This is a genomic window from Elusimicrobiota bacterium (assembly GCA_041660185.1).
GTDB lineage: Bacteria > Elusimicrobiota > Elusimicrobia > 2-01-FULL-59-12 > 2-01-FULL-59-12 > JBAZWU01.
Genome location: JBAZWU010000001.1, coordinates 327753 through 353035, shown reverse-complemented (window position 1 = coordinate 353035; position 25283 = coordinate 327753). Strand labels below are relative to the sequence as shown.

Sequence of the window (25283 nt, the reverse complement as noted above, 5' to 3'; positions counted from 1 at the left end):
AGCTTTTCGTGTCCAGAGGGGGACCCATGGGGCAAGCTCCGGAAACGTCGCACATCGAGCAAACCGTCGTGAGCAATCTCAAAGAGTCGCAGCCCGACCAGGCGAACCGCTTGCGCATCCTGGTGGTGGATGATGACCCGGTGGTTCGCCGGATTATTCTGGAACTCTTGAACACCCGCTACTCCGTCATTTCCGCATCCACCGGCGTGCAGCTTCCCGTCCTTCTGCAGAAACACCGGCCGAATCTGGTGATTTTGGACGTCATGCTTCCATGGGTCAACGGATTTGAGCTCTGCCGCATCATTAAGACAAACACCCAGGGACAAAACTTGCCCGTCCTCTTCTTGACGGGATGCAAAGAAAAAGAAGATCTGATGACCGGTAAGGAAGTCGGAGCCTCGGGCTATCTGACGAAACCTTTCTACGCACGTGATCTTTACCGGGAAGTGGAACGCCTGCTAGCCGCATGACGGCTCCCGATGACGCCGGCCTGACTGAACACATCTTCGTCGATAACCGTTTTCGCCTCTGCCTTTGCTGCGCCGTTTTTGCTGTTGCCGCGATCCTGAGAGCCCTCCATCTTCTCTCCGGGTTTACCGCCATCCTCACGCTGACCCTCCTGTACAGCCTTCCGCATCTGCTCTTCTGGATCCGACGGCCTCCGCCGTCAATGCTTCGCCCGACCTATTACGCGCTGGGCGCGTTGGACTTTGCGGCGATTACGATCGCCGTCCATTTGACCGGAGGGCCCACGAGCCCGTTTTTTTATCTCTATCCGATTCCGTTTATCATTCACGCACTGCATTTTGATGCCGCGATGATCATCTTTGACGGTATTCTCGGCCTCGGATGTTACGGCGGGCTTTTGTGGCGATACGCCTGGCAGGGACCGGCTCATCTCGAGTGGATGGGAATCTGGCAATTGTTTTTCCTCGGACTGATTGTCATCACGTCCTTCGTGACCGCCAGACAATTTCAGCGTAAGAACCTCGCTATTCATCGGGGGGTCAACGCCCTGCGGACCACGGTTGTCTTTTTGGATGCTCTGAACGCTCTGCCGCCCAGTCTGTCCTCGGAGGATTTACAGCAACGGATACTCGAACAGCTGAACGAGGTCTTGCGACCGCTGCGCGTTTACCCCAGACTTTGGATACTGAACCCAGCCTGGAAGACGTTGCAGGGATTTGGAGAACACCCGGCCCTGCGTCCGGGATCGCTTCATCACCTGCCGATTCTGGCGTGCCCCGTTTTTGCGCTGCGCCAGCCGTTCCGGTACCGCCAGGCCGAGGGGAACCCCTGGTTCAGCGAACAATTCAACTACGCCAAGCATTTGTGCCTGCCGATACTGAACGACCCCGATTGCTACGGCGTTGCCTTTTTAGGCAGTTACGACACGGCTCCCTGGAACGCGGAAGACTTGCATCTGTTCGACATGCTGATGCAGTCGATCGCTTTGACCATTCACCGCCGGGCTCTTTTTGTGAAACTCCAGGAAAAGATTGCGGAGCTGAACTTCTCCTTCGAAGTCGGTACCACCTCCCTGGCCACCTTTATGGGATCGACTCAAAGTATCGACGAAACAACGCTCCGCATTTTAGACGGCGTGATCGCCATTTTAAAAGTGGACCGAGCCACGCTTATGCTCTGGGATCCGAATAAAAAAGCCCTGCAATCGCAATGGGTCCGGGGGGGAGATTTTCAGGTTCGAAGCCCGATCAGCCTGCACATGGGGGAAGGCATGGCCGGGTGGGCGCTCCAAACCCGGCAGCCTTATTGGGCCGAGTATGCCATGGGGGATCCGCACTATCGGGCCAGCGCCCAGCCGATCTGTTCGCTTCTGTGTGTTCCTGTTTTTACGATCGACGGTCAGCCCCTCGGTGTGATCAACGCGGTCACGACTCAGTCTCCGCGTATTTTTCTTGAACGGGAAATCAATTTTCTGACCGCTTTCGGACGTCAGGCCGCGCTGGCGATTGAGAATGCCCAACTCCACCACAAAAGCCGCGCCAATATCGATCAACTCAGCGACTTAAATCAGATGAAGTCCCAGTTTCTCTCACTCGTCAGCCATGACCTCCGGGGTCCTTTAACAGGCGTCCGGGGCTTTTGCGAAGTGTTGCGGGCCGAAACCACTGGACCGTTAACACCCCGACAGATCGAACTGATCGAACACATGGAACGCCAGGTGGAACTGCAGGAACGCATGGTCGATGATCTCCTCGATCTGGCCCGGATGGAAAAAGGTCAACTGTCCATTCACCCGGCTCCGACAGACCTGGCCACGCTGCTGAAAGAGGAGGTCGAAAAGTCACAGCCGGAAGCGCGCGAACGGCGCATCGCACTGAACCTGGTGGTGCAAGGCCGTGAAGCGCTGCTGGCCGTTTCCGTCGACGGTGATCGCATCCGGCAGGTGATATGGAACCTGATTCACAATGCGCTCAAATTCACTCCGGAGGAAGGCCGAGTCGTCGTACGAGCCCTGGGCGGTCCTGAATCCGTCACCATTGACGTGGAGGATACCGGCGTCGGCTTGTCCCATGAAACGCAGGATGTCGTGTTCGACAAATTTTTCCAGGTGAGCCCTGGCGGATCTAAAGGCGCCCAGGGGTTGGGGCTGGGTCTGGCCATCTGCAAAGAAATCGTTCTGTCTCACCGCGGAAAAATATGGGCGCAATCGCCAGGCCTTGGACTCGGCACAGCGATCTCGTTTACCCTTCCTGTTGCGGCTTCAGACGCGGCCCAACCATCAAAAGCCGCTTAACCTGCTATAATAATTTCGTGCGATTTTTAAGCTGTATTACTTTTCTAATCTTGGCGGCTGTTCTATTAAGCGGCTGTGAATCTACTCCGATACCAACGACCGGACCAGCGGCTTCCATCCCTGTAGAGATGAGACCGGAGCAAAATCTTCGTCAGATCCCCGGCTCATCCTCCACCCGACATGACTTGAACAAACGGGGGATCTAACCATGACAGAGAAATTACGTCCAGCACTTGTTGAACTGATCGGCACATTTGCTTTCTTTTTTATTGGAGCCGGTTCAATCATTACCGACAGTTACACGCACGGCGGCGTGGGTTTGATCGGAATCGCTCTGGCCCACGGTTTGATTTTGTCCGTCATGGTCTCGGCTTTTGGCCCGATCTCCGGCGGGCACTTCAACCCGGCCATCAGTCTGGGCGCGTGGGTCGGGAAAAAGATCAAACTCAGCACCCTGGTTCTCTATGTTATTGCCCAGTTGATCGGCGGATCACTGGCCGGTTTTCTCTTACGAGCTGTTTTCTCATCGGACGTCTGGATGCCGGTCCATCTGGGAACACCGGCCCTGGCGGCCGGAGTCAGTCCCTGGACGGGAGTCGTTCTGGAAGCGGTTCTGACCTTCTTCCTCGTCCTGGCGGTTTTCGGTACGGCCATCGATTCCATGGCGCCCAAAATCGGCGGGTTTGGCATTGGATTGACGGTGACGGCGGATATTCTGGTGGGAGGTCCTCTCACCGGTGCTGCGATGAATCCAGCCCGCGTCTTTGGACCAGCTTTGGCGGCCGGCTTCTGGGAATACCACTGGCTTTATTGGGTCGGTCCTCTGATCGGCGGCGCCGCCGCCGGCTGGCTCTACACCCGTTTTCTTTCTAAAACGGTCTAACCACTTGTTGCACTACCGTCTGGGGGCCACTTTCGCCGGGGCGACGCTTCTGGGCATCGTAACGAGCCTCCCCTAAATCACCAATGCAGTTTTCTTCGCCCGCCAGAAGGATTTCGATCTCGCGATGGGTAACGATGTGTTCATTGTTCTCGCGGCTCTCGTCAGCCAAAGCGTCCATCGCTTCTGGCGTTTCGGAGTGACATCAATTTTTCTGGCAGTTCTCTACGGCAGCGGTCTTTTCATTGCCTATCACTCCCCGGGAGGCGTACCATGAAAGTTTGGACATTCAATATCGAAGAAATTGTCGATGTCTTCGGGACGAATCTGGAAAAAGGGTTGTCTCGCGTCCAGGTGGATAAACAACTGGCGACTCACGGGCCGAACGTTTTGGCGGAAGCGAAGGGCGTGTCAGCGCTGACCCTGTTTTTTGATCAATTCAAGAGTCTTATTGTGTGGGTCCTCATCGGGGCGGCTGTCCTTTCGGGAGTGCTTCAGGAGTGGGTTGATACGGCGGCGATTCTGGCGATCATCCTGCTGAATGCGGGATTGGGATTTTTCCAGGAATACCGGGCGGAGAAGTCTCTGGCGGCATTAAAAAAGCTGTCCACCCCAACGGCTCGAGTCATCCGCGACGGGCAGAAGCAAGCCATTCCTTCCTCGCAACTAGTTCCCGGGGATTTGGTGGAACTGGAGGCTGGCGACCATATCCCGGCGGATGGGCGGGTGGTTTGGGCGACCTCTTTTCGAACGCAGGAAGCCTCGCTCACCGGGGAATCGACACCCGTTTCCAAGGAAACAGACCGTCCTTTGCCGGAAGACACGCCGCTGGGTGACCGGGCCACGATGGTGTTTCTCGGCACAGCCGCCGTCTCTGGGAAAGCACGGATGGTCGTGTCCGAAACCGGGATGGCGACCGAGCTGGGGAAGATTGCCGGGCTTCTCGCCTCCAGCGGCGAAGAGGCCACCCCCCTTCAGAAACGTCTCGAGGCCCTCGGCCGTTGGCTGGTCTACCTATGCCTCTTGATTGTAGGAGTGGTTTTCGGACTTGGCCTGATCCGTGGTGTCCCCATTGTGGAAATGTTCTTGACCGCGGTGAGTCTGGCGGTTGCCGCGATACCGGAAGGTTTGCCGGCGGTCGTGACCATGGCGCTGGCCGTGGGTGTGCAGCGCATGGTCAAACGACACGCCCTCATCCGGAAGCTGCCCGCCGTGGAAACGTTGGGCTGCACGAATGTCATTTGTTCGGATAAAACCGGAACCCTCACGCAAAATGAAATGACCGTTCGTCAGGTCTGGGCCGGCGGGGTCTTTTATGAAGTGATGGGAGCCGGGTATGCGCCGGAAGGAGAAATCCGGACGAAAGGACAGACGGGCGCCCAGGCCGGTTTACCGGAGGATTTGACCTTGACTCTGCGCGGGGGAGTCTTGTGCAACGGTTCCGGGCTTCACCAGAAAGAAGGCCGTTGGACGGTGGTGGGCGACCCGACCGAAGGGGCACTCCTCACGGCGGCGGCCAAGATCGGGCTTTTGCAAGAGCAACTGGACAAGGAAGAACCTCGCGAAGCCGAGGTTCCCTTTGATTCCGAGCGCAAGCGTATGACGGTGCTTTGCCGGAGAGGCTCCGGATGGAGAGCCTATATGAAAGGGGCACCGGACGTCATCCTGAACCACTGCCGGTATTTGCACCGGGGTGGCCGGGTGGAGGCTCTCGGCGATGTGGAGCGCCAGGATGTCGCAAAAATAAATGAGACCCTGGCGACACAAGGGCTCCGGGTGTTGGCGATGGCCTACCGGGATTTTGATCAAAAGCCCGCCACGGCTGACCACGGAACCTTGGAGCAGGATTTGGTGTTCACGGGACTGGCAGCGATGCAGGATCCTCCTCGTCCGGAAGCGGCCGAATCCATACGGCACTGCCGGGAGGCTGGCATCCGCATCGTCATGATCACCGGAGACCACCCGGGAACGGCTCAGGCGGTCGCCTCCGAGTTAGGATTGATGGGGCCGGGCCAGGAGTCGCTGACCGGGATTGAACTCGACCAATTATCCGAAGAAAACCTGGCCCATCGCGTCGATCAGGTCGGCGTTTACGCGCGCGTGTCGGCCGAGCACAAACTGCGTATCGTCCGGGCCTGGCATTCCCGAGGGATGGTGGTGGCGATGACCGGAGACGGCGTCAACGACGCGCCGGCGCTTAAAGAGGCCGATATCGGGGTCGCCATGGGAATCACGGGGACCGACGTCACGAAGGAAGTCGCGGACATGGTGGTGCTCGACGACAATTTTGCGTCGATTGAGGCAGCCGTTGAGGAAGGCCGGGGGATTTACGAGAACATCCGCAAGTTCGTGTATTACTTATTGTCGTGCAATACGGGAGAAGTCCTGGTGATGTTCGTGGCCTCTTTGATCGGCTGGCCGCTCCCTCTTCTGCCGGTTCAGATTTTGTGGCTGAACCTGGTCACCGATGGACTGCCGGCCTTGGCCCTTGGAGTCGATCCTCCTCCCAAGGATCTCATGCGCCGCCCGGTGCGTAACCGCAACGAAGAGATCATCAACCGGGTGTTCATCATGGACATGCTGGGGGCGGGTGCCTTGATTGCGGCCTGCTCGCTGGCGGCTTTCGGTTACGTCTATTGGGTGGAGCAAGCCGGGGTGGAGCGGGCGCGTTCGATGGCTTTCTTGGTACTGGCCATCGCGCAGCTGGTGCATGCTTTCAACAGTCGTAGCGAACGCCTCTCCATCTTTCAAATCGGTCCTTTTTCAAATCATTGGCTGGCGGGAGCCACCGTGATCTCCTTTGCTCTCCAAATCGGAATTATGGTCTGGCTACCCGCGCAAAAGGTATTCAAGACGATGGCTCCCAATCTGTCCGAGTTGGGGCTTGCCGTGGGGCTGTCCCTGATGCCTCTGGTGGTCATGGAGGGGATCAAAGCCTGGCGGCGAGCCCGGGAGTGATTAGTGACATAGTTTATGTCAGACGGTTGGTTCTGCAATGATGGTCCTTGGAGTGCTCACAGGCCAATTTAAAAGAACAACAAAAGGCTTCTGAGCTTGCCGCTGCTCTCATTTCTATACCCGCCTAATTTGTCATAACCCTTCTAAAACATTAGAATACGTCTGGATTTCTGCCCGGTTAGCTCAGTTGGTTAGAGTACCTCCTTGACATGGAGGGGGTCGTGGGTTCGAGTCCCTCACCGGGCACCATTTTGTTTTAATAGGCTATTGTGAATACAACCTCCGAAGAATACCTGAACAATCTCCGGCACTCGACCGCGCATGTGATGGCGCAGGCGGTGCAGGATCTTTTCCCGAACACCCTGTTGACCATCGGACCGACGATCGAGGACGGCTTCTACTACGATTTTGAAAGCAACCACCGCTTTGTCCCGGAGGATCTGCCTGCCATCGAAAAACGGATGACTGAAATCGTGAAAGGGAACCACCGCTTCACGATGAGCACGCATTCGAGCGATGAGGCGCGCCAGTTCTGGGGGCACCGGGGGGAAAAGTTTAAAGTGGAGATGATCGACGACCTCAACACCCCAACGGTCACCTATTGTCTGCATGACACCTTTGTGGATCTCTGCCGGGGTGGTCACATCGAAACCACTGAAGAGATCCGTTATTTCAAACTGCTCCGCGTGGCCGGTGCCTACTGGCGGGGGGATGAAAAACGCGAACAGCTTCAGCGTATTTATGGAACGGTCTGGACGACTCAGGCGGAACTGGACGGCTACCTGACCCGCCTGGAAGAATCCAAGAAACGGGATCATCGCGAGCTGGGACCCCGCCTGGGGCTTTTCTCCATCCTCCCCGAAACGATCGGCCCGGGGCTGATCTTCTGGCTGCCGAAGGGAGCCGTGCTGCGCCGGATGGTTGAGGAGTATCTGAGGGAGTTGCTCGAAAAGAACGCCTACGAATTTGTGATTACCCCGCACGTGGCGCGCCTCGAACTTTGGAAAACGTCCGGACACTGGAACTTCTATCGCGAATACATGTTCAGTCCCATGGTGATTGACAACCAGGAATATCTGCTCAAACCCATGAACTGCCCCGGCCACATCCAGATCTACAAAAATTCACTCCACTCCTATCGGGAGCTTCCCATCCGGTTGACGGAGTTCGGCACGGTTTACCGCTACGAGCGCAGCGGCGTCATGCACGGGCTCCTGCGGGTGCGCGGCTTTACGCAGGACGACGCGCATATTTTCTGCCGCCCGGACCTGATTGAAAGCGAAGTCATCTCGATCATCGACATGACCCTGGAGATTCTCAAGACGTTTGGATTCAAGGACTATGCTGTTTCGTTGTCCACCCGCCCCGAGAAGTTTGTCGGAACTCCGGAGAATTGGGAACGCTCGGAAAAAGCCCTGCGGGACGCGATTACGAAAAAAGGCCTGACATTCGACGTCGATGCTGGCGGAGGCGCTTTTTATGGGCCGAAGATCGATCTCAAGATCAAAGACTGTTTGGGCCGCTACTGGCAATGCTCCACCGTTCAGGTGGACTTTAATCTTCCAGAACAATTCGATGTAACCTACCGGGACGACACCGGCAAGGACCAGCGCGCCATCATGGTCCACCGGGCGCTTCTGGGCTCTCTGGAACGGTTTATCGGTATTCTGATTGAGCAGTACGCCGGAGCCTTCCCGGCCTGGCTAGCGCCCGTCCAGGCGAAAGTACTGACCATCACCGATCGCCAAAACACCTATGCCGCCAAAATCGCGGCCGAACTCCGCCAGCGCGGTTATCGTGTGGGAATGGACTGCCGCAGCGACAAGATCGGGGCTAAAATTCGCGAGGCCACTCTGGACAAGATTCCTTATCTGCTGGTGGTGGGAGACCAGGAACAACTGGACAACTCGGTCGCCGTCCGCAAACGCACCGGAGAGAACCTCGGGGCTCAACCTGTGGCCACCTTTATCGAAGGCCTGGAGCAGGAAATCAAAAAGCGCGTTATTTGACACCCTGACCGTCGATTTATTAAGATTTCGGTTCGTTTTTGCCGTCATTTCAAACAGGAGGTCGCAAGCTTATAAATAAGACGCAAGAACCACGCATCAACCATCAGATACGGGCACGGGACATACGGCTTATTGATGTTGACGGCACACAGTTAGGCATCCGATCTCTCGAAGAAGCGTTGCAGCTCGCCCTGAATCGCGGTCTGGACCTCGTCGAAATCGCGGCACTGAACAATCCTCCTGTCTGCAAATTGACTGATTTCTCCAAGTTCCGCTACGAGCGGGAAAAGAAATTGAAAGAAGCGCGCAAGAAGCAGAAAGGCGGACAGGTTAAAGAGCTCCGCATCCGGCCGAAGATTGGTTTTCATGATCTGGACATCAAGATCAATCATATGCGTGAGTTTCTGGAGGAACACGACAAAGTGCGTTTGACCTTTGTCTTCCGCGGACGCGAAATGGAGCATACCGATCTAGCCAACCCGCTGATCGAGCGCGTGAAGGAACGAATTCAGGATGTCGCGGTTTTAGAGCAGGACGGTCGAATGGATGGCAACCGCAAAAGCCTTCTGTTTGCCCCGAAAAAATGACGAGAGAGAACATATGCCAAAGATAAAATCACATCGCGGAGCAGGAAAACGGTTTCACATCACGGCGCACGGCAAGGTCAAGCACAAAAAACCAGGCCTGCGCCACCTATTGATCGGCATGTCCGCCAATCGCGGACGCCATCTGCGAAAGGCGCACTACCTCAACAAGGTCGATGGAAAAACGATTAAGGCGCTCCTCCCTTATAATTGATATTTCTTAAGAACAGGATTAATTCATGGCTCGTGTAAAAAGCGGAAAAACGACGCGTCAGCGCAAAAAGAAGATCTTTCGAATCGCCAAAGGCTCGTACGCCTCGAAACGCAGCCGGTGGCGGCAGGTTATTCAGCAGGTGGAGCGCTCTCTTCGCTACTCCTACGTGGGTCGGAAAGACCGCAAAAGCGAGTTCCGCGCCCTATGGATTCAGCGGATTAACGCCGCCGCCCGGATGCACAACCTCTCCTATAGCCAGCTGATTTACGGCTTAAAGAAGGCTGGCGTGGTGTTAGACCGCAAGATGTTGGCGGAGTTGGCGGTTGTGGACCAGAGCGCTTTCAAGGAACTGGCCGAAACAGCGAAGGCGGCCGCCGGCACTTAAGCCAGCACTCTTTTAAAGATGTCATCCCCCGCAGGTTCTGGCGGGGGATCCAAGCGGCAAAGCTTATGACTGGATTCCCCGCTTACGACCGCGGGGAATGACGAAAATGTTTAAAGGCTCTGATTCGGCGGACTTCGGCTCAGAGCCTTTTTTATTCTAAAATACGCACTCATGAGCTCTCTTCCCGATCTCGAAACACTGCGTTCTGAATTCCAATCCCAACTGGAGAAAACAAAAACTCTGGAGGCACTGGAAGCTGTTAAGGTAGCCTGGCTGGGCCGGAAAGGACACCTGACAACCCTCCTGAAGCAGCTTCCGGGAATGACCCTGGAAGAACGGAAGAACTATGGACCCCTTTATAACAGCCTGAAAGCGGCCTTTGAAACCTCTCTAACCGACGCTGAACGAGCACTAAAAAAATCCGAACGCTCCCGGACTCTCGAACAGGACCTTCTGGATACCACGCTGCCGGGAACGCCTTACCCGCTCGGGCATCTGCATCCGCTCGACCAGGTCATGGGCGAACTCGTCGGCATTTTCCGTTCGCTGGGGTTTGTCACCACCGACGGGCCGGAGATCGAAAGTGAATACTACAATTTCGAGGCCCTGAACATTCCCGACAACCATCCCGCACGCGACATGCAAGACACGTTTTATCTGCAGATGAGCCGCCGGCAGCTGCCGCTGCCAGATTTACAGGACGGACAGGCCCGTCACGAACCGGTTTTACTCCGGACCCACACCTCTCCCGTACAGGTCCGCGTCATGGAGAAATATCCGCCGCCCATCGCGATCATCGCCCCAGGCCGCGTCTACCGCCACGAAGCGGTGGATGCGTCGCATTCGGCGGTTTTTCACCAGATCGAAGGGCTTCTGGTGGATGAAGGGATTTCATTCGCTGATTTAAAGGGAACCCTTTCGCATTTTGCACAGGCTTTCTTCGGACCGAGCACGAAAACTCGTTTTTTGCCCACCTTTTTCCCGTTCACAGAACCTTCAGCACAAATGGATGTCTCGTGTTTCTGCGGGGGAACCGGTTGCCGGGTCTGCAAAAATACCGGGTGGCTGGAACTGCTGGGCTCCGGCATGGTGAATCCCTATGTGCTGCATGGCGTTAAAATTGATCCGGAGAAATACTCCGGATTCGCCTTCGGGATGGGCGTCGAACGCCTGGCCATGCTGAAATACAGCGTTGATGACATGCGGCTTTTTTATGAAAATGACCTGCGATTCCTGCGGCAATTTTAAACGATGAAACTGCTCTACAACTGGCTTAAAGAATTTGTCCCGCTGGAGATTTCTCCTCAGGAAACAGCGGATACGCTGGCCCGTCTTGGGTTTGAAGTCGCTTCGGTCCAAACCTTTGGAGGCCCGCTGGAAGGCGTCGTCACAGCGGAAGTCCGCGAGGTGGGGAAACATCCCAACGCGGATCGTTTGTCGCTGTGCAAGGTCTTTGACGGCCAACATGAGTTTTCGGTGGTCTGCGGCGCCCCCAATGTGAAAGAGGGTCAACGCGTTCCGCTAGCGCGCATCGGCGCGGTGCTGCCCAATGGACTTCAGATCAAAGCCGCCAAGCTCCGTGGCGTGGAATCCCAGGGAATGATCTGTTCACGCGCAGAGCTGGGTCTTGAAGAAAAATCTGAGGGAATTCTGGAACTGGATCCGGTCCTCCCTTTAGGAGCGGACATCCGCCCGATTCTGGGGCTGGACGACACTCTGATTGAAATTGAGGTGACCCCAAACCGGCGCGATGCGCTCAGTATTCTCGGCGTTGCCCGCGAACTGGCGGCCGCTTTCTCCCTCCCACTCAAAATGCCGGAACCCCGGGTGCGAGAGCTGGATATCGCCAACTCGGTTACGCTGTCCAACGACGCCCGGGATTTATGCCCAAGGTATATCGCCCGCGCCATCCGGGACATCCAGGTCGGGGCCTCTCCCGAATGGATGATTCAGCGCCTCACGCGCTGCGGGTTCCGGTCCATCAACAATATCGTCGATACCACGAATTACGTCATGCTCGAACTGGGACAACCGCTTCATGCGTTCGACGCCGCAAAACTGAAAGGCCGTCACATCCAGATCCGCCGCGCTAAAGCCGGGGAAAAAATGCTGCTCCTGGACGGCCAGACCGTTGAACTGCAGGAAGGCTTGTTGGTGATCGCGGATGAGTCCTCTCCGGCGGCTCTGGCCGGGGTAATGGGCGGGGAAGCTTCTGCCATCGACGCGGGAACGCGAGAAGTGATTCTGGAGAGCGCCGCTTTTTATGCGCCGGCGGTCCGGCAGGCCAGCAAAACCCTGGGGGTCAGCTCCGAAAGCTCTTACCGTTTCGAACGGGGAACCGACTGGAACATGGTGGCTTTTGCCTCACGGCGTGCCGCCCAGCTGATTCAGGAACTGGCCGGGGGTCTTGGGTTTAAGCCTCTGGAAATCTCGGCACAACCGCCGATTCAGCCAACCATCAAGCTTCGCATCGAGCGCATCCGTCAATTTCTCGGAATCGAATTCAAAGAAGCGACGGCGGCCGCGCTTCTGCGGCGCCTCGGCTGCGAGATCAACATGGGCACCGGTCAACTCCATGTGAATGCTCCATCCTGGCGGCTGGACATCACCACGGAAGCCGATCTCATGGAAGAATTGACCCGGCTGCATGGCTACGACAATATTCCGGCGCGCGCGCCGGCTATTCGCATCACCGGCGTTCCCGAAGATCCGTGGTGGTCTTTTGAACAGCGGATCTCCAAGCTTCTGTCCGGCTTCGGGCTGAACGAAGTGGTCAACTATACGTTTTTGAGCCAGAAACAGGCGTTCCCCTTTATCCCCGGGCTTGGACAATCCCCGGACGCTCAACCGGTAGGGCTGGCCAATCCGCTCTCTCAGGAGCAGGCGGTGCTGCGAACCTGCCTTCTGCCAGCCATTCTGCAGAATGCGGTTCTCAATTTTCACCATCAGATGCCCGGCGTTTCGCTTTTTGAGATTGGACGCATTTTTTACAAGGACCATGACGGTCTCCATGAACAGCGCCGGCTCGGCATCGTCCTGGGCGGGGAAATCGTGAGCCACCATTGGCGCGGGAAAAAGCGGTCCGCGGATTATTTTGATCTCACCGGGTTCCTCACGTCCCTGCAGAACGCGCTGCACCTGCCGCCGATTCAGATCACCCCCTGCCGAATCGCGTCATTTCATCCCCGGCGTTCTTCCATGATCGTCTCCGGCAGCACCGTCATCGGCTGGTTCGGTGAGCTGCATCCGGAACTTGTGCAGGAGTTGGATACGGAAAACACGCTCGTGGCCGCGGAGCTGGACCTGGCCGCGCTCCGACAGATCCTTCCAGCCACCGTCACCTACAAACCGCTGAACCCGTTCCCGGCGGTGTATCGCGATCTCTCGGTCACCTCCCCGCTTTCCGTCCCCTACGAAAAAATCGCCCAGACGCTGCGCACCTCCGGCGGCGTCCTTCTGGAATCCGTCTCGCTGATCGATCTCTTCCAGGGAGAAAAAATCGGAAAAGACCGCCGGTCCCTGACGGTTTCGCTTCTCTTCCGGCACCGCGACCGGACTCTGGACGACGCGGACGTGGAGAAAGTCATGCAGAAGATCATCACAGACCTCGAGAAAAAATGTGAGGCGGTATTAAGAAAATGATCATAGGTCTGACAGGGAAAAACGCATCGGGTAAAGGGGAAGTCGCGAAGTTCCTGCAGGAGCGCGGGTTCCAGTTCGCCTCGCTGTCGGACATTCTCCGAAAAGAACTCCAGCGCCGCAAGATGACGCCGACCCGGGATCACCTCACGCGGGTGGGCAACGAGCTGCGCCTGAAATACGGGCCTTCCATCCTCGCGGAACGGATCCTGAAAACCCTCGGCGAAAATCAAAACTATGTGATCGATTCTTTCCGCAACCCAGGGGAAGTGGAAGCCTTCCGCCGGCGTCCGGACTTCAGGCTATGGGCCATTACCGCCTCTCCTGAAGCGCGTTTCGAACGCATCAAAGCGCGCGCCCGGGAGAACGATCCTCAAACGTTGGCGGCGTTTAAGATCGTCGAAAGGCGCGAGGCCCATAACACCGATCCGAACAAACAATCACTGGAGGCCTGCGCAAAACTGGCGGATGCCACCCTTCCCAACAATGGAACTCTGGACCAACTCCACGAGCGTACCACAACGCTCCTTCGCGTTGCTTTGAAACAGATGAAACGTCCAGGCTGGGATTCTTATTTCATGAACATCGCCCAGAACGTGGCCACCCGCTCCAACTGCCTAAAGCGTAAAGTGGCCGCGGTCATCGTAAAAGACGGCCGTATTATATCGACGGGATATAATGGGACGCCTCGTAACACGAAGAACTGCTTTGAGGGGGGCTGTCCGCGCTGTAACACCATCGGGCCTTCCGGACAGAGCTTAAGCGAGTGCGTCTGCTCCCACGGCGAAGAAAACGCCATCGTCCAGGCCGCCTATCACGGCATCGCAATCAAAGGATCGAGCCTCTACACGACGTTCTCACCCTGCCTGCAGTGCACCAAGATGATCATTAACGGCGGGATTGTGGAAGTCATCTACAATCAGGATTACCCGCTCGCCACTCAGGCCAAAGCTCTCCTGCGCGAAGCCGGCATTAAACTCCATAAAATAAATCTTTAACCCTCAAAACACCGAGGGAAATGCTAGAATGAGTCATGAGTAACTGCCCAAACTGCCGTTTAAAAAAAAGTCGTTGGTCCTCGTCCAAAGGATTCCGGATCGGAGATAAGGTTTACTGTTGCATGGGATGCGGCTTCACCGGCTGCGTCTGTCTTCCGACCACCAGGCCAAAGAAAAGGCCTCCGATGTCCATCCCGAAATAGTTCCCCTTGGCCTTTCCCAATTATCGAAAACGGCGAATCACGCATGGACCCAGCAAAAACGAGCTCCGGTCGGCTCGTTCCCAAAAAGCAGAATTAGAGAAAACCCGTGCAGGGACTCTGCGCAAACGGTTTCCACAAATCGATCGTCTTGAGATGGATCTCCGCATGGAAGCGCCTTCCGGCACCATTTTAGAACACGTGCAGCGTGTGATTGATCCCGATGAACCCTTCCAACTTGATGTGCCCTGTCCAAACGCCTGCGGCAACGGCCATTTTGACCTCATGGAAGCCATGGAAAATGCGCTGGCGTCCAATAAGGAAACGGCCGAGGGGCTGAGCCTCTGCGAGGCCGCCTCTTACGCAGACCCCCGGGTTCCCTGCGGGGCCAAACTCTTCTATCAAATGACCGTCCGTTACAAAACAGAAAACGGATAAGTCCGACAGACGTTCTGGTTTACGGATGAGCGGCTTTGTAATTGCCACCGTGACGGGCGACCCGGACCACGTCCAGGTTCTTCGTCCCGGGGTTTTTGAGGCGGGCGATACGACGGGCGTCGCTGGCGTGCTTGCGGAGTTGTTTCGTTAACCACTTTGGTTTGCTGCTTCCCATAAATTTGATCTCCTTGTATTGTCTGGACATAAGCATACCAAAACAAAAAGTGTTTATAATCATTACCATAATTCCCTCGCCCGCCGGGAGGCGGGAGAGGGTACAGAGTGAGGGCAGGTACCCTATAAAGATGTGCCCTCATCCCACCCTTCTCCCGACCGTCGTGTCGGGAGAAGGGATATAACGAGAAAGGACTACTATGGATATCGGACGCAATGACCCTTGCCCCTGCAAATCAGGCAAAAAATATAAGAAATGCTGCGAAACTAAAAACGAGGCCAAGGAACGTGAGGCCCTGGAAAAACAGTGGGCGGCCGCCGCGAAGAAGAAAGAACAGGAAAACAAAGAAGCGGAAAAACAGCAGGAGGGGAAACCCGCTCAGGCTCATCATAACCCGCAAGGACCCGCCATCACCGTACACAAGCATCAAACCGTGACCACGCCGAAGTACAGCATGCCCCGAAAATCCGGAGGCGGCTGATTCGGGCGATCCCCGATGGACACGCTGGCGCACGGGCTGTGGGGAGGAGCGGCCTTTGGACAGAAGGACGCCCGGCAGTGGCGTCAGGCGTTCGTCATTGGCCTGGCACCGGATTTCTTCTCCTTCGGCCTGTTCTTCGTCACGCATCTGAGCGATCTTCAGGAACGCTGGGCCCATCACCACATGGGTCCGCCTGACCCCGCGACCATTCCTCCTTTCGTATACCACACTTACGACATCACCCACAGCCTGGTAGTCTGGGCGGCGGTGGTCACAGCCGCCTACATTTTCCTGGCCTGGCGGCGCAGGAGGAGCGGGTTTCAAACCCACCCCTACAGTCTCCAAACGCTGTGGCCTATGGGCGCCTGGGGGCTGCATATTCTCTGCGATATTCCAACGCACTCCATGCATTTCTTTCCAACACCATTTTTCTGGCCGTTTCCCACACCGCTCGTCAACGGCGCTCCCTGGGGCAGTGGATCATTTATGCTGCTTAATTACACCGGCCTGGCCGTGGCGTATTTTCTCCTCCTCCTTCGGCGACGACAAAAAACCTAATGCATCCTCGGGCGCACACCGCATACGACCGCGGTGCCAGCGCGCTATAAGAAATTGCGGAAGCGCAGGCAGCGGTGCGCCCCTGACTCACTTACTCGCTTGCTCGCTGACGTTTCTGGCTTGCTCCGCCGTTAGCGAAGTATTACCATACACATGTATGATCCACTGGCTCTTCCTGGATCTAGACAGTTATTTTGCATCCTGCGAGCAGCAGGAGCATCCGGAACTGCGGGGTAAACCCGTCGCGGTGATCCCGCTTCAAGCGGAAACCACCTGTTGCCTGGCGGCAAGTTACCAGGCCAAAGCGTTTGGGGTGAAAACCGGAACGCTGGTCGCCGACGCCAGAGTCCGCTGCCCCAATATCGTTTTCGTCGAAGGGCATCACCGTCTCTATACCCGCTATCATGAACGGATCGTGGAAACCGTCGAGACCTGTCTTCCCATTGATTCCGTTCTTTCAGTCGACGAGATGATTTGTGAATTAACCGGGTCCCAACAGCAGATCCCCAATGCCGTCGCCCTGGCCCGAAAAATCAAACACGTCCTGCGTGAGCGGGTCGGGGCCATTCTCACTTGTTCGATCGGTCTGGCCACTAACCGCTACCTGGCCAAAGTGGCTTCGGACCGGAACAAACCCGATGGCCTCACGATTTTTCTGCAGGAAAACCTGCCGGAAGCGCTTTATCCGCTGGCGCTGCGGGATCTCCCCGGCATCGGGCCCCGCATGGAAAAACGTCTTCAGGAGCACGGGATTTTCTCCGTCCAGGCACTCTGCCGGCTGGACAGGACTCCGATGCGCCAACTCTGGGAGGCGTGGTCGGGGAACGCTATTACCATTGGCTGCGCGGGGAAGACGTGAAGCTCCCGGAGACGATTCACCGAAGCATCGGGCATCAGCATGTTCTGGAACCGGAGCTCCGGACACGCGAAGGCGCGTGGGGGGTTCTTAAAAAACTCCTGGTCCGGGCCGCGGCCCGCCTGCGCCGGGAAGGATTTTTCACGCGGCGGTTAGCGGTTCAGGTGAAATTTGCTCAAGGCCCCTACTGGGAACAAACCGCCAAAGTGGACGAAACGCAGGACACCCTCCTGCTCCTGAAAACGCTTCGCTCGCTCTGGGACGAATGCCCTCCGGGGAAACCCTTCCTGACCGGCGTGACGTGTCTGGATCTGGTTCCCGAGGACCGGCATCAGTTTTCCTTATTTGTTCCGCCCAAACGGGAAGGACTTGGGAAAGCCATGGACCGTATCAACGCCCGCTACGGGAAGGAAGCCATCTCCGTGGCAGGCCTCCAGCCCTACCGGAAAGCGGCCCCCACCCGCATTCCCTTCAACCGCATCCCTCACCCCGATGAGTTTGTTTGAAAAATGGATAACTCAAGTAGTATGATCGATTTGTGAATAAAATCGAAGAGGTTGAAGCAAAAACGCGCGCTGTCGTCGACCGATTGATGGCCCTTAAGAAGGAAAACCAGCAGCTCCGGACCGAATACGAATCCCTCAAGGCGCATCTGACGCTCCTCAACAGCGAGAACAGCAAAGTCCAGCACATTTTGTCCGACTACGAACATCTCAAACACAAACAGGAGCAAGTCGCGCACCGCGTGGAACGGGCGCTCCATTCCCTGAATACCTTGAGGCCCTCATGAAACACGTCCTGTACGTCCAAATCATGGGACACGAATACCCGATGGAAGCCAACCCCGGCGATGAGCTGTACGTGAACCGCCTGGCGCAGTTTGTCGAAGAGAAGATGCTGCAGATCAAAGAAGAGTCCAAGATCATCGACTCTTATAAACTCGCGGTTGTCTCGGCGATGAACATCGCGGATGAGCTTTTTCGTTTACAGGATGCGAAGGGGTCTTCCTCCAAATCGTTCGAAACCAAAGCCGACGAACTCGTGCAGCTGCTGGACAGTGCCCTGAGTAATTGACCCTGTCGCGTGGTAATGCCCTTCTTTCATGACAAGAAAATCAACCTTTTCAACACCGTCCCTCTTTGATCCGCCCGGCGGTGAAGCGGCTCTGGCCGCTGACGCACCGCTCGCCCTGCGCATGTCGCCGCGTTCGCTTGACGAATGGGCCGGGCAGGCCGAGATTCTGGGGGAGGGAAAACTGCTCCGGCGCGCGCTGGAAGCGGACCGCCTCAGCTCCGCTATTTTTTTTGGCCCTCCGGGATGCGGTAAATCCGCGCTGGCCCGTTTGATCGCTCAGAAAACCCGCGCGGTCGTCGAAGAACTGAATGCGGTAACGGCCGGTGTCGCCGATGTTCGCGGCGTCATCGACCGGGCGAAAGAACGCCGCTCGATGGACGGCCAGAAGACGCTTCTGATTCTCGACGAGATTCACCGCTTCAACCGGGCCCAGCAGGACGCCCTCCTGCCGGATGTAGAGCGGGGCCTGTTCACGTTGATCGGCCTGACGACTGAGAATCCTTTCTTCTACGTCAACTCGGCGCTTCTATCCCGCGCGCAGGCCTTTGAATTCAAGGCCCTCTCTTCCGAAGCGCTCGAAAAAATCCTCGACAACGCGCTGCAGAATAAGGAACGCGGTCTGGGGCAGAAACCTATCCGTCTGGAGCCGGACGCACGCGCCCATCTAATCACTCAGGCCAACGGAGACGCCCGGCGGGTGCTCAACGCGCTCGAACTGGCAGCGCTCACCACCGCGACGTCGGCCGACGGCGTCATTTCCATTTCTTTGAAAGTGGCGGAAGAGTGCGTCCAGAAGCGGGCCCTGACTTACGACAAATCCGGAGACCAGCATTACGATATCGCCTCCGCTTTTATCAAGTCTTTGCGCGGCGGCAGTCCCGACGCCGCTCTGTACTGGATGGCCCGGATGCTGGCCGCCGGAGATGACCCCCGTTTTATCGCGCGCCGGCTGATCATCTCGGCCTCGGAAGATGTCGGCAACGCGGATCCCCGGGCCATGCTGATCGCGCACGCCGCCCTGGCCGCGGTCGAGTTCGTCGGCATGCCGGAAGGGCGCATTCCTCTGGCGCAGGCCGCCGTTTACATCGCGACAGCGCCCAAGTCGAACGCCTCCTACCTGGCGGTCGAAAAAGCCCTTTCGGAAGTCGAACAGGGCCCGCGGCGGGAGGTCCCCAACCATTTGAAAGATGCAAACCTGGACCGCGAGGCGCTGGGTCATGGAAAAGGGTATCTTTATCCGCATGACTTCCCCGGACACTTTGTTGCGCAGGACTACTGGCCGCAGCCGGTGACGCTTTATGAGCCCACCTCGCTCGGATACGAAAGTGATATTCAGAGACGGCTTCAACTATGGGCATCTCAACCAAAACCGAAATCCGCGCCCGCTACATCGAAAAAAGAAATCAGCTAGCCCCTGCCGTCCGGGAGCAGGAGAGCGCACAGATCCGCGAGTGCATCCTCCAGCACCCGGCCTGGAAAGAGGCCGGGACTCTCCTCCTCTATGTGTCGTGCGGTTCCGAAGTGGCTACGCACCGGCTCATCACGGAAGCGTTGGAGCAGAAAAAACGCGTGATCGTCCCGCTCATCTCCTCAGACAAGAATGAAACGCTCGTCTCGGAGCTTTACCGGTTCAGCGAATTGTTCCCGGGCCCCTTTAAAAAGGTTTTAGAACCCGGACCGGCGTTTCGGAAATTGGTGGATCCGTCGGAAGTGGAGCTGGCGTTGGTGCCGGGCGTCGTCTTTGACAAGCGCGGCGGCCGCATCGGTTTTGGCGGCGGTTATTTCGACAGGCTTCTACCCAAAATGCCTCAGGCGCCCCGTTGGGGCCTGGCCTTTTCGATTCAGATTTATCCGGCCCCGCTCCCGAAGGAGGCCCATGACATGCGAATGCACGTTCTGATTACGGAACAAGGGCTGATGGAAACGAGGAAACCCTGACGATGCGAATTCTTTTCTTTGGCGACATTATCGGCCGCGCCGGACGGCAGGCCTTTTCCGACATCCTGCCCGGTCTCAAGAAACAATATGACGCTGAGTTTGTCATTGTGAACGCGGAGAACGCCGCGCACGGCAAAGGCATCACCCCGCGGCTCGCGGAGGAACTCTGGAAGTCGGGCGCCGACGTTCTCACCCTGGGAAACCATTCGTTTGACCGCAAAGAAATCAGAACCCTTCTTGACGATCCGCGCCTGATCCGGCCGCTGAACTATCCGCCGGGCGTTCCGGGACATGGCTCCGGGGTTTTCAAATCCCGTTCCGGCCTCTCGGTCGCGGTGATCCAAGTCATGGGGCGCGTCTACATGCCGCTCACCGATGACCCTTTCCGGGCCGTTGTCCAGGAAATCGAGAAATTGTCCAAAGAGACCCGCATTATTCTCGTGGACATGCATGCGGAAATTACCGCGGAAAAAGCAGCGATGGGCTGGCACCTCGACGGCCGCGCCAGCGCGGTGATTGGCAGCCATACGCACGTGCAGACCGCGGATGAGCGTCTCCTCACCAACGGGACAGCTTATATCACAGACATCGGCGCCTGCGGCCCATACAACAGCGTCATTGGAGCGGAAATCCGGCCGGCCACCGATCGTTTTCTGACCGGGCTTCACAGCCATCTCGGCGTGGCGAGCGGAGACGCTCTGGTTTGCGCCTGCGTTGTGGACATCGACGACGCCACCGGCAAAGCGCGCTCGATCCAGCGCATTCAGGAAATGGTTCCACTCCCCGCTACCCTGCCCGAAGACTCATGAAGATTTTCTCGGTCAGCGAAATCGTACGGGATGCCAAAGCCTCTCTGGAAGCAATGTATCCCGATCTCTGGGTCGAGGGGGAAATTTCAAACCTGGTCCGCCATTCTTCCGGCCACTGCTACTTTTCTCTGAAGGATCCCGGTGCCTCGTTGAGCGTGGTGATGTTCCGCGACGACTTCAGTCGGCTGCCCTTTAAACTCGAAGACGGGCTTCAAGTCCTCGTGAACGGGCGGCTGACCATTTATCCGCCGCAAGGACGGTTCCAGATGGTGGCCGGCGCCATGGAACCCAAAGGCAAAGGCGGTCTTCAACTCGCCTTTGAACAACTCAAAGCCAAACTGGACAAAGAAGGATTGTTTGATCCGGCCCGCAAAAAACCGATCCCGACCCTGCCGGAATGGATTGCAGTGGTCACCTCGCGCGATGGCGCGGCGCTGCACGACATCCTGACGATTCTGGACCGGCGTTTGGCCGCCGTACGAGTCCTGGTCTGTCCCGTTAAAGTTCAAGGAGAAGGCTCGGCCGAGGAGATCACGGCGGCCATCCGCCAGCTCAATCGTGATTTCCCGAAACTGGACGCGCTCTTAGTGGGGCGCGGCGGAGGCTCCCTCGAAGACCTCTGGGCATTCAACGAAGAGACGGTGGCGCGTGCGATCGCGGCCTCCCGCATCCCGGTCATCTCCTGCGTGGGTCATGAAACGGATTTCACGATCGCGGATTTCGTGGCGGATTTGCGGGCCGCGACGCCTTCGGCAGCCGCGGAACTGGTTTCTCGCGCCAAAACCGAACTCGCGGAGCAGCTCCACCAATGGACGTCCCGCCTGCGGACCCGCATGACCCATCAGCTGAACGAACTGGAGCAGCGTCTTATCCATGCGCTCGCCAGTCGGATGCTGCAGCGCCCGCTCGTATTATTCGAAGAACACCTGCTGGCCATCGATGGCTTGCGCGAGCAGCTCATCCAAAACACCAGCCGGTGTCTTGAACAAGGAGACCAAACACTCCGCCATCTGATGGAAAAGTTGCATCTGCTCTCACCTTTGGCTACCCTTTCTCGCGGCTATACGATCACGTGGACCCTGCCGAAACACCAACTTCTTAAACGGGCCGCTGACGTTAAAGCCAAGGACCGGATTGAAGTACAATTACACGAAGGACGGATTTATGCCGAAGTCGAAAGAACTGAACTTTGAAACGAGCCTGAAACGGCTCGAGTTGATTGTCGAGCAGCTGGAGACCAAAGAAGCTCCCCTGGAGGAATCCCTGAAGCTGTTTGAAGAAGGGATCCGCCTGGCGCGCGGCTGCCAGCAGAAGCTTGAAGAGGCGAAAAAGAAAGTCGAAATTTTAGTCAAAGAAACCGGGAAATTAGAACCGTTCAAGGATGGAGAATAATTCATGATGCCGGAACCCCTGCACTCCTATTTTGAAAGCCGTCGGAAACTGGTCGAGAAAGCCCTCGACCACTACATGGACAAAACGATCTCGGAACCTGAGATCATCCATGAAGCCATGCGCTACTCGGTTTTTGCCGGCGGCAAACGCCTGCGTCCGGTGCTGGTTCTGGCCGCGGCCGAGTGCTGCGGGAAAAAGCCGGAGATCGCGCTTCCCACCGCCGCCGCGATGGAGTTGATCCACACGTACTCCCTGGTGCATGACGACCTCCCGGCCATGGACGACGACGATCTGCGCCGCGGCCGCCCGACCAACCACAAGGTTTACGGCGAAGCGATCGCCATTCTGGCGGGGGATGCCCTCCTGACCAAGGCTTTCGAGCTGATCTCGGAAAATGCTAAAATTCATAGCGTCCGTGCGCAGGCTGTTCCTGCAGTTGTCCACTTAATCGCACACGGGGCCGGCACCTTCGGAATGGTGGGAGGACAAGTCCTCGACATCCAGATGGATGGGGGGCAATGGAAGAAGCACAACGGCCTCCCCCGGACCCAGGCCTCAGTTGAGCAGCTTCTTCGTTCGATTCACCGGCTCAAGACCGCCGCGCTGATACGCTCCAGCCTTCAAGCAGGCGCCCTCTTAGCGGGCGCTTCCCCAAAGCAACTTTCGGCTTTCGGTGATTATGGGGAAAAGATCGGCCTGGCGTTTCAAATTGCTGATGATGTTTTAGATGTGGTGGCCGACAAGAAGAAGCTCGGGAAAAGCGGCAGTGATGCCAAAAACAAGAAGTTGACGTTCCCGGCGATCTACGGATTGGAAGCCTCTCGGCGAAAAGCGCAAACGCTTGTGGAAGAAGCCAAAGCCGCGCTGAAACCGTTTAAGCGGCAGGCACAAATCCTGAAACAGCTGGCTAATTATATTGTGGAAAGAGACCACTGATAACTTTCGTCATTCCCTGCGGTCTCTGGCAGGGAATCTATCATGAACAGTATCTTTGGATCCCCCGCCAGTGTCCGCGGGGGATGACGGCTTAAGCAGAAGGAGAAATTGACCATGGGCATCCTAGAACAGATTAAAGATCCGAGCGACCTCCGAAAGCTCCAGCGAGAGCAGTTGCCGGCGGTGGCGGCGGAAATGCGTGAGCGGATCCTGGAAACCATTTCCAAAAAGGGGGGGCACCTCAGCTCGTCCCTCGGCACTACGGAACTCACCCTGGCGCTCCATTATGTTTTCAACACCCCCAAAGACAAGATCGTCTGGGACACCGGCCATCAAACCTACGGCCATAAACTTCTGACCGGCCGGCAGGACCGGTTCGACACCATTCGTGAACTCAACGGACTTTCCGGGTTCCTGCGGCGAGACGAGTCGATTTACGATGCCTTTGGCGCGGGCCACGCTTCTACCGCCATCTCCGCGGCTCTCGGCATGGCCGTGGCGCGCGATCAGAAGAACGAGGACCACCGCGTGGTCGCCATTGTGAGCGACGGCTGTATTACCGGCGGCATGTCCTTCGAAGGGCTTCAAAATGCCGGGCACATTGGCACCGACCTGCTGGTGATCCTGAACGACAACCAGATGTTTATTTCCAACCGCGTCGGCGCCTTAGGCGCCTTCCTCACCAAAATGCTCACCGGCGGCCTGGCGAAAAAGCTGGAAAACGAAGTGGAGAAATTCCTGAAACGGATCCAGTTTTACGGCTCCGGCCTGCTGCGGGTGGCCAAGCGTGTGCGCGTGTTGCTGTTTCCCGGCATGCTTTTCGAAGAGCTTGGATTTTCCTACTTTGGACCCGTAGACGGACATGATCTGCCCCGCTTGACCGAAATCCTGGAAAACATCAAAGGACTCAAAGGACCGATCCTCCTGCATATCATCACAAAAAAGGGCAAAGGGTATGAACCGGCGGAAAAAGATCCGATCACCTGGCACGGCCCGGGGAAATTCGACGTTAAAACCGCCACCATGATCAAGTCTTCCTCCACCACCCCGCCCCCGACGTACCAAAAGGTTTTTGGCCAGGCGCTAGTGAAACTGGCCAGAACGGATTCACGGATCGTCACCATCTCAGCCGCGATGCCCGAAGGGACCAGCACCGATCTTTTCCGGGCGGAGTTCCCGTCCCGTTTCTTCGACGTCGGCCTGGCGGAGGAACACGCGGTGACCTTTGCGGCCGGAATGGCCTGCGAAAACATCAAGCCGGTCTGCGCCATCTACTCGTCTTTCATGCAGCGCGGGTTTGACCAGATGGAGCATGACGTAGGCCTCCAGAAGCTGCCGGTGGTTTTCTGCATGGACCGCGCGGGACTCGTGGGGGAGGATGGTCCCACGCATCACGGCGTTTTTGATTTTGCCTTCTCCCGGATCATTCCAAACTTCATCGTCATGGCGCCGTCCGACGAGAACGAGCTGCAGCACATGCTCAAAACCGCGCTTTCGCTCAATCTCCCGACGGTTATCCGGTACCCCCGCGGCTCCGGAGAAGGCGTTGCGCTGGACACCGATTTTCACGTCCTGCCGGTGGGACGCGGCTCGGTCCTGAAGCAGGGCAACGACGTATTTCTGCTTGCCATCGGATCCATGGTCTATCCCAGCTTGCGGGCCGCTGCGATGATTGAAAAAGAAGGCCTCTCCTGCGGCGTCGTAAACATGCGTTTCGTCAAACCCTTGGACGTTGAACTTCTTCAGCAGCTCCTCCGGCAAACCACAAACTTCGTAACCGTCGAAGAGCATGTCCTACCCGGCGGATTCGGCAGCGCGGTCATGGAAGCCCTGGAAGGTACGGATGCCAACATCCACCGCCTAGGCATTCCGGATCGCTTCATCGAACACGGACCGCAGAACGTGCTGCGCGATATGGTCGGTCTTTCATACGAGAAAATCGCCCAGTCCACGTTGAGATTCCTCCGCGGAAAGACGCGCGCCCCGTCGGCCCGCTAG

The 25283-nt window shown here is 57.0% G+C and carries 27 protein-coding genes and 1 tRNA gene; 27 read left to right on the top strand and 1 reads right to left on the bottom strand.

Annotation, left to right across the window (positions count from 1 at the left end; all coding sequences use genetic code 11):
- The first annotated feature begins 26 nt into the window (after positions 1 to 26).
- The 14 genes from WC859_01695 (at position 27) to WC859_01630 (ending at position 15066) form a co-directional block, all read left to right on the top strand.
- The gene (locus tag WC859_01695; protein ID MFA5974864.1) at positions 27 to 470 is read left to right on the top strand and encodes a response regulator; all 444 of its coding nucleotides are present in this window, start codon (positions 27 to 29) and stop codon (positions 468 to 470) included.
- A complete protein-coding gene (locus tag WC859_01690) occupies positions 467 to 2761 on the top strand; it encodes an ATP-binding protein (GenBank protein MFA5974863.1) in 2295 nt (764 codons plus the stop codon). Before WC859_01695 ends, WC859_01690 begins: the two co-directional genes overlap by 4 nt.
- Positions 2762 to 2969: 208 nt before the next feature.
- Positions 2970 to 3644: an aquaporin gene (locus WC859_01685; GenBank protein MFA5974862.1), complete on the top strand. Its 675-nt coding sequence runs from the start codon at positions 2970 to 2972 to the stop codon at positions 3642 to 3644.
- Between the two features lie 124 nt (positions 3645 to 3768).
- Complete coding sequence (locus WC859_01680) at positions 3769 to 3918, top strand: hypothetical protein (protein MFA5974861.1); 150 nt, start codon at positions 3769 to 3771, stop codon at positions 3916 to 3918.
- Positions 3915 to 6599 carry a cation-translocating P-type ATPase gene (locus WC859_01675; protein ID MFA5974860.1) on the top strand — a complete coding sequence of 895 codons (2685 nt, stop codon included), beginning with the start codon at positions 3915 to 3917 and terminating at the stop codon, positions 6597 to 6599. Before WC859_01680 ends, WC859_01675 begins: the two co-directional genes overlap by 4 nt.
- Before the next feature lie 172 nt (positions 6600 to 6771).
- Positions 6772 to 6848: transfer RNA gene (locus tag WC859_01670), tRNA-Val, on the top strand.
- A 20-nt stretch (positions 6849 to 6868) separates the two neighbouring features.
- A complete protein-coding gene (thrS, locus tag WC859_01665) occupies positions 6869 to 8608 on the top strand; it encodes a threonine--tRNA ligase (GenBank protein ID MFA5974859.1) in 1740 nt (579 codons plus the stop codon).
- Between the two features lie 38 nt (positions 8609 to 8646).
- Positions 8647 to 9195 carry a translation initiation factor IF-3 gene (gene infC, locus WC859_01660; GenBank protein ID MFA5974858.1) on the top strand — a complete coding sequence of 183 codons (549 nt, stop codon included), beginning with the start codon at positions 8647 to 8649 and terminating at the stop codon, positions 9193 to 9195.
- Positions 9196 to 9208: 13 nt separating this feature from the next.
- Positions 9209 to 9406, top strand: coding sequence for a 50S ribosomal protein L35 (rpmI, locus tag WC859_01655; protein MFA5974857.1), 198 nt, complete (start codon positions 9209 to 9211; stop codon positions 9404 to 9406).
- A gap of 25 nt (positions 9407 to 9431) precedes the next feature.
- Positions 9432 to 9791 (top strand): 50S ribosomal protein L20, encoded by a 360-nt coding sequence (gene rplT / locus WC859_01650; GenBank protein MFA5974856.1) that lies wholly within the window; start codon positions 9432 to 9434, stop codon positions 9789 to 9791.
- A gap of 171 nt (positions 9792 to 9962) precedes the next feature.
- Positions 9963 to 11039, top strand: coding sequence for a phenylalanine--tRNA ligase subunit alpha (gene pheS, locus WC859_01645; protein MFA5974855.1), 1077 nt, complete (start codon positions 9963 to 9965; stop codon positions 11037 to 11039).
- Between the two features lie 3 nt (positions 11040 to 11042).
- On the top strand, positions 11043 to 13433 hold the full coding sequence (gene pheT, locus WC859_01640) for a phenylalanine--tRNA ligase subunit beta (protein MFA5974854.1): 2391 nt from the start codon (positions 11043 to 11045) through the stop codon (positions 13431 to 13433).
- A complete protein-coding gene (locus WC859_01635; GenBank protein MFA5974853.1) occupies positions 13430 to 14428 on the top strand; it encodes a deaminase in 999 nt (332 codons plus the stop codon). Before pheT ends, WC859_01635 begins: the two co-directional genes overlap by 4 nt.
- Positions 14429 to 14637: 209 nt before the next feature.
- The gene (locus tag WC859_01630) at positions 14638 to 15066 is read left to right on the top strand and encodes a hypothetical protein (GenBank protein MFA5974852.1); all 429 of its coding nucleotides are present in this window, start codon (positions 14638 to 14640) and stop codon (positions 15064 to 15066) included.
- 19 nt (positions 15067 to 15085) lie between these two features.
- On the opposite strand, the gene WC859_01625 is transcribed toward WC859_01630, so the two are convergent.
- Entirely contained in the window at positions 15086 to 15241 is a 156-nt protein-coding gene (locus WC859_01625) for a hypothetical protein (protein MFA5974851.1), read from the bottom strand.
- Between the two features lie 199 nt (positions 15242 to 15440).
- Between WC859_01625 and WC859_01620 the strand changes: the two genes are divergently transcribed.
- From WC859_01620 to dxs, 13 genes are all read left to right on the top strand, one after another.
- Positions 15441 to 15722, top strand: a complete 282-nt coding sequence (locus tag WC859_01620) for an SEC-C metal-binding domain-containing protein (GenBank protein ID MFA5974850.1) — start codon at positions 15441 to 15443, stop codon at positions 15720 to 15722.
- Positions 15723 to 15737: 15 nt separating this feature from the next.
- Positions 15738 to 16280, top strand: coding sequence for a hypothetical protein (locus WC859_01615; GenBank protein MFA5974849.1), 543 nt, complete (start codon positions 15738 to 15740; stop codon positions 16278 to 16280).
- Between the two features lie 157 nt (positions 16281 to 16437).
- Positions 16438 to 17139, top strand: a complete 702-nt coding sequence (locus WC859_01610; protein MFA5974848.1) for a hypothetical protein — start codon at positions 16438 to 16440, stop codon at positions 17137 to 17139.
- Positions 17136 to 17642 (top strand): hypothetical protein, encoded by a 507-nt coding sequence (locus tag WC859_01605; protein ID MFA5974847.1) that lies wholly within the window; start codon positions 17136 to 17138, stop codon positions 17640 to 17642. The genes WC859_01610 and WC859_01605 overlap by 4 nt, the downstream gene beginning before the upstream one ends.
- Positions 17643 to 17674: 32 nt before the next feature.
- A complete protein-coding gene (locus WC859_01600) occupies positions 17675 to 17926 on the top strand; it encodes a hypothetical protein (GenBank protein ID MFA5974846.1) in 252 nt (83 codons plus the stop codon).
- Positions 17923 to 18210, top strand: coding sequence for a cell division protein ZapA (locus WC859_01595; protein ID MFA5974845.1), 288 nt, complete (start codon positions 17923 to 17925; stop codon positions 18208 to 18210). The genes WC859_01600 and WC859_01595 overlap by 4 nt, the downstream gene beginning before the upstream one ends.
- A 121-nt stretch (positions 18211 to 18331) precedes the next feature.
- The gene (locus WC859_01590) at positions 18332 to 19621 is read left to right on the top strand and encodes a replication-associated recombination protein A (GenBank protein MFA5974844.1); all 1290 of its coding nucleotides are present in this window, start codon (positions 18332 to 18334) and stop codon (positions 19619 to 19621) included.
- Positions 19561 to 20148: a 5-formyltetrahydrofolate cyclo-ligase gene (locus WC859_01585; protein MFA5974843.1), complete on the top strand. Its 588-nt coding sequence runs from the start codon at positions 19561 to 19563 to the stop codon at positions 20146 to 20148. The genes WC859_01590 and WC859_01585 overlap by 61 nt, the downstream gene beginning before the upstream one ends.
- A 2-nt stretch (positions 20149 to 20150) precedes the next feature.
- The gene (locus WC859_01580; protein MFA5974842.1) at positions 20151 to 20957 is read left to right on the top strand and encodes a TIGR00282 family metallophosphoesterase; all 807 of its coding nucleotides are present in this window, start codon (positions 20151 to 20153) and stop codon (positions 20955 to 20957) included.
- Positions 20954 to 22150 (top strand): exodeoxyribonuclease VII large subunit, encoded by a 1197-nt coding sequence (gene xseA, locus WC859_01575; GenBank protein MFA5974841.1) that lies wholly within the window; start codon positions 20954 to 20956, stop codon positions 22148 to 22150. Before WC859_01580 ends, xseA begins: the two co-directional genes overlap by 4 nt.
- Complete coding sequence (locus WC859_01570; protein MFA5974840.1) at positions 22122 to 22349, top strand: exodeoxyribonuclease VII small subunit; 228 nt, start codon at positions 22122 to 22124, stop codon at positions 22347 to 22349. The genes xseA and WC859_01570 overlap by 29 nt, the downstream gene beginning before the upstream one ends.
- A gap of 3 nt (positions 22350 to 22352) precedes the next feature.
- On the top strand, positions 22353 to 23285 hold the full coding sequence (locus WC859_01565; GenBank protein ID MFA5974839.1) for a polyprenyl synthetase family protein: 933 nt from the start codon (positions 22353 to 22355) through the stop codon (positions 23283 to 23285).
- 114 nt (positions 23286 to 23399) lie between these two features.
- Positions 23400 to 25283, top strand: a complete 1884-nt coding sequence (dxs, locus tag WC859_01560) for a 1-deoxy-D-xylulose-5-phosphate synthase (protein ID MFA5974838.1) — start codon at positions 23400 to 23402, stop codon at positions 25281 to 25283.